Below are 3,852 nucleotides of genomic sequence, written 5' to 3'. Positions count from 1 at the left end.
AACTCGTTAATCGTATATTACGAATGCTTTGTAATTGTGTGATTTCTAAAAATTCTAAAAATCTGTCGCTATAATGAAAATACGAAAACAAAGCAAATGGAGGCTATTCATGAAAAAATTATTAGGTATAGCAACAGTAGCAGTTTTTGGTCTTGGGATTTTTGCGGGTTCTGCTAAAGCGGAAACAATTGTAACAACAGACGTATTAAATGTTAGAGAAAACCCAAATGTAGAGTCAAAGCTTGTAGGTAAAGTGTTAAGTGGGAATACACTAGATGTTATAAATACAGAAAATGGATGGACAAAAATTAAGTTGAACGGTAAGGAAGCGTTTGTAAGTGCCGATTTTACAAAGAGCACATATTATGTAACGGCGGGCGTATTAAATGTTCGTGCTGGAGCGAATACTGATTCTGAAATTTTAGGTAAACTTAATAAAAATGATGTGATTGAAACGACGAATCAAGTTCAAAATGAATGGTTACAATTTGACTACAATGGAAAAGTTGGATATGTTCACGTGCCATTTTTAACAGGAACAGCACCTGTAATCGAAAAGAAAGAGGTTGTAGCTCAAGAAGAAGCGCCAGCTAGAACAAATACGCCGGTTAAAAATAATACAGTAGTTAAGAATAAAGAGACTGTTAAGAGTAACGATTCTATTAAGAATGTAGAATCAAGTAAACCTGTGGTAAAAGAAAAACCGGCTGCAAAACCAGTTGCAAAATCTACTGAAACAAGTGCGCCTACTGGTGGTCGTGAAATTACAGTAGAAGCGACGGCATATACAGCAGATCCGAGTGAGAATGGTTCGTATGGTGGTCGTGTATTAACTGCAATGGGGCATGATTTAACAGCAAATCCAAATATGAAAGTAATTGCTGTTGATCCGAAAGTAATTCCGCTTGGATCAAAAGTATGGGTAGAAGGATATGGAGAAGCGATTGCTGGAGACACTGGTGGTGCGATTAAAGGAAATCGCATTGATGTATTAGTCGGTTCAGATGGTAGTGCTAATAGCTGGGGGCGCAAATCTGTAAAAGTGAAAGTTATACAATAGGTTATCGATATTAATATAAAAAGCGGTTGCTTGAAATTATGTAAGCAGCCGCTTTTTATGGATTATTGAAATGGATAAATAGTTTTACCTGTAATAATTTTATATGCACTGCAAAATTGCGTTTGTATATATTCTGTATTTTTATTTTCTGGATGTAATGTTGTTTCATGAAGGGTAGAATGAAAAGCCCGTAGTAAACAATTTAGGGCGAAGTATAATTCCTCTTGTGAACAATTTTGTTCTTTTATAGAAGTAGCTAAAATGAGGTCTTTTGTCAAAGATGAAAAATTGATGGTGGATTGTTTCATAGTTAACTCATCCTCTCGAAACTATTTTTATCATGTATATGCAGAATTGGACAAACTATGTTCTTTTTTCTGTATAATTTCATGTACCGTAATGAAAGAACTTGCAATCATGCCGTTAAAATTGGTAAGATTGGATATAATCAATAGATGGAGTACATTACATAAAGAGAGTTGAATGATATGGGAGAAGTGCAACGTGAAAAAGTTGCTGTCATCATTGGCCCAACTGCTGTTGGGAAGACGAAGTTAAGTATTGATCTTGCCAAAGCGTTAAATGGTGAAATTATAAGTGGAGATTCCATGCAGATTTATCGTACGATGGATATTGGAACCGCAAAGGTGACGAAAGAAGAGATGGACGGAATTCCACATTATATGGTCGATATAAAAAATCCAGAAGAATCATTTTCAGTTGCCGAATTTCAAGAACGTGTTCGTAAGCATATTCGAGAGATTACAGAGCGTGGTAAATTGCCAATTATCGTTGGTGGAACTGGTCTGTATATACAATCTGTTTTATTCGATTATCAGTTTACGGATGATGCTGGTGATGCTATATACCGAGAACAAATGGAAAAGTTAGCATTAGAACGTGGTGTGGAATATGTACATAAAAAATTACAAGAAGTAGACCCAGAAAGCGCTGAGCGTATTCATACAAATAATGTACGCCGTGTCATTAGAGCATTAGAAATTTTCCACACGACGGGTGAAAAAATGAGTGATCAACTTGAAAAACAAGAAAACGAGTTATTATACGATGTTTCCTTAATTGGCTTGACAATGGATCGAGAAATGCTATACGATCGCATTAACTTACGAGTTGATATAATGATGGACCAAGGTTTATTAGAAGAAGTAGAAGGATTGTATAATAGAGGGATAAGAGATTGTCAATCTATTCAAGCGATTGGGTATAAAGAGATATATGATTATTTTGAGGGTCGTGTATCTTTAGAAGAAGCGGTATCACAATTAAAGACGAATTCACGTCGTTATGCAAAACGTCAATTAACGTGGTTCCGTAATAAGATGGATGTCACATGGTTTGATGTTACAGACGGTGAAAAAACGTCAGAAATTTTACGATACATAGAAGGAAAGCTACAACTAAAGTCGAATAATAGTAAGTAGAGAAAAAGAGGAGGATTCGACATGAAGCAATCAATCAATATTCAAGATCAGTTTTTAAATCAACTCCGTAAAGAGAATACGTTTGTTACGCTGTACTTATTAAATGGTTTCCAGCTTCGTGGATTAATTAAAGGATTTGATAATTTTACAGTCCTACTGGAAACAGAAGGTAAGCAACAGCTTATTTATAAACATGCAATTTCTACATTCGTACCACAAAAAAATGTTTCAATTGAATTAGAGTAGTAATGAATTATTGTACATAACAAAAAAAGAGCGAGTTTCTCGCTCTTTTTTTATTTGCCATAAACGATAAATAGTGAAATTTAAGCGATTCTAAATACAGTTAGACGAATGTTAGTATTTCCTGTTGCAGGGATCGTAATCTCATTAAGAGTAGATTGGACAGAAATGTTTGCGCCAGCTCTTAACGTTTCGATTGTAGTAAATGAAAGTGAGTCGCCTATTAGATTTGAAGAGAAGTTGTCAGTTGCGACTGCTCCATTAATTGAAATGCCTACTCCGAGTGGAGCACATCCTGGTGCAGTTGTAGAGATGGATACGCTAATTACATAAATACCACCGTTGATAACAGTAACTGTATCTGTGCCGTTGAAGATAATGTTGTTTACATTAATTGCAGTATTAAAAATGAAGTTGTTAAATTGGAGTACTGTTTGTTGAATGTTGTTTGTTACAACAATTGTTGCTACAGGGAAGCTAGGTCCAGTCGGCCCGGTCGGTCCTGTAACTCCTATACCAGTAGCGCCCGTTGGCCCTTGAACACCTTGAGGTCCGGTAGCGCCAGTAGCCCCTGCAGGTCCTTGAATACCCTGAGGTCCGGTAGCGCCAGTAGCCCCTGCAGGTCCTTGAGCACCTTGAGGTCCAGTAGCCCCTGTATTACCTTGAACGCCTTGAGGTCCAGTAGCGCCGGTAGCGCCCGTGTTACCTTGAGGTCCAGTCGGTCCCTGAGGCCCACCAGAAGGTCCAGTCGGTCCTGTAACTCCTATACCAGTAGCGCCCGTTGGCCCTTGAATACCCTGAGGTCCGGTAGCACCAGTAGCCCCCGCCGGTCCTTGAATACCTTGAGGTCCGGTAGCACCAGTAGCCCCCGCCGGTCCTTGAATACCTTGAGGTCCAGTAGCGCCTGTGTTACCTTGAGCACCCTGAGGTCCGGTAGCGCCTGTGTTACCTTGAGCACCCTGAGGTCCGGTAGCGCCCGTGTTACCTTGAACGCCTTGAGGTCCAGTAGCACCAGTAGCGCCCGTGTTACCTTGAGCACCCTGAGGTCCGGTAGCGCCTGTGTTACCTTGAGCACCTTGAGGTCCAGTGGCACCAGTAGCGCCAGAT

At 39.3% G+C, this 3,852-nt stretch carries 5 protein-coding genes; 3 read left to right on the top strand and 2 right to left on the bottom strand.

All coding sequences use genetic code 11. The features are described from left to right. Positions 1-109: 109 nt before the first annotated feature. On the top strand, positions 110-1,060 hold the full coding sequence (entD, locus tag ACQGS6_RS24375) for a cell wall-binding protein EntD (RefSeq protein ID WP_000734642.1): 951 nt from the start codon (positions 110-112) through the stop codon (positions 1,058-1,060). 62 nt (positions 1,061-1,122) lie between these two features. Here the strand turns inward: entD and ACQGS6_RS24370 are convergent, their stop codons facing one another. Continuing rightward, positions 1,123-1,368, bottom strand: coding sequence for a hypothetical protein (locus ACQGS6_RS24370; protein ID WP_000814426.1), 246 nt, complete (start codon positions 1,366-1,368; stop codon positions 1,123-1,125). A 180-nt stretch (positions 1,369-1,548) separates the two neighbouring features. On the opposite strand from ACQGS6_RS24370, the gene miaA reads away from it, so the two are divergent. Continuing rightward, on the top strand, positions 1,549-2,502 hold the full coding sequence (gene miaA, locus ACQGS6_RS24365) for a tRNA (adenosine(37)-N6)-dimethylallyltransferase MiaA (protein WP_000504943.1): 954 nt from the start codon (positions 1,549-1,551) through the stop codon (positions 2,500-2,502). A gap of 21 nt (positions 2,503-2,523) precedes the next feature. Further along, positions 2,524-2,748 (top strand): RNA chaperone Hfq, encoded by a 225-nt coding sequence (gene hfq, locus ACQGS6_RS24360; protein ID WP_000813896.1) that lies wholly within the window; start codon positions 2,524-2,526, stop codon positions 2,746-2,748. A gap of 80 nt (positions 2,749-2,828) precedes the next feature. On the opposite strand, the gene ACQGS6_RS24355 is transcribed toward hfq, so the two are convergent. Next, on the bottom strand, positions 2,829-3,852 hold a 1,024-nt coding region (locus ACQGS6_RS24355; RefSeq protein ID WP_426965732.1), incomplete at its 5' end, for a Gly-Xaa-Xaa repeat protein.

The sequence above is a fragment of the Bacillus sp. GMs2/2 genome (assembly GCF_050172095.1).
In the GTDB taxonomy this organism is placed as follows: Bacteria; Bacillota; Bacilli; order Bacillales; family Bacillaceae_G; genus Bacillus_A; species Bacillus_A cereus.
Note: the sequence above shows the minus strand (reverse complement) of the source record. Positions and strands in the feature narration are given on the sequence as shown.

Bases quoted from the DNA above. Each gene is read 5' to 3' on its own strand.
- miaA (WP_000504943.1), top strand. From the start codon at position 1,549: ATGGGAGAAGTGCAACGTGAAAAAGTTGCTGTCATCATTGGCCCAACT.
- hfq (WP_000813896.1), top strand. From the start codon at position 2,524: ATGAAGCAATCAATCAATATTCAAGATCAGTTTTTAAATCAACTCCGT.
- ACQGS6_RS24370 (WP_000814426.1), bottom strand. From the start codon at position 1,368: ATGAAACAATCCACCATCAATTTTTCATCTTTGACAAAAGACCTCATT.
- entD (WP_000734642.1), top strand. From the start codon at position 110: ATGAAAAAATTATTAGGTATAGCAACAGTAGCAGTTTTTGGTCTTGGG.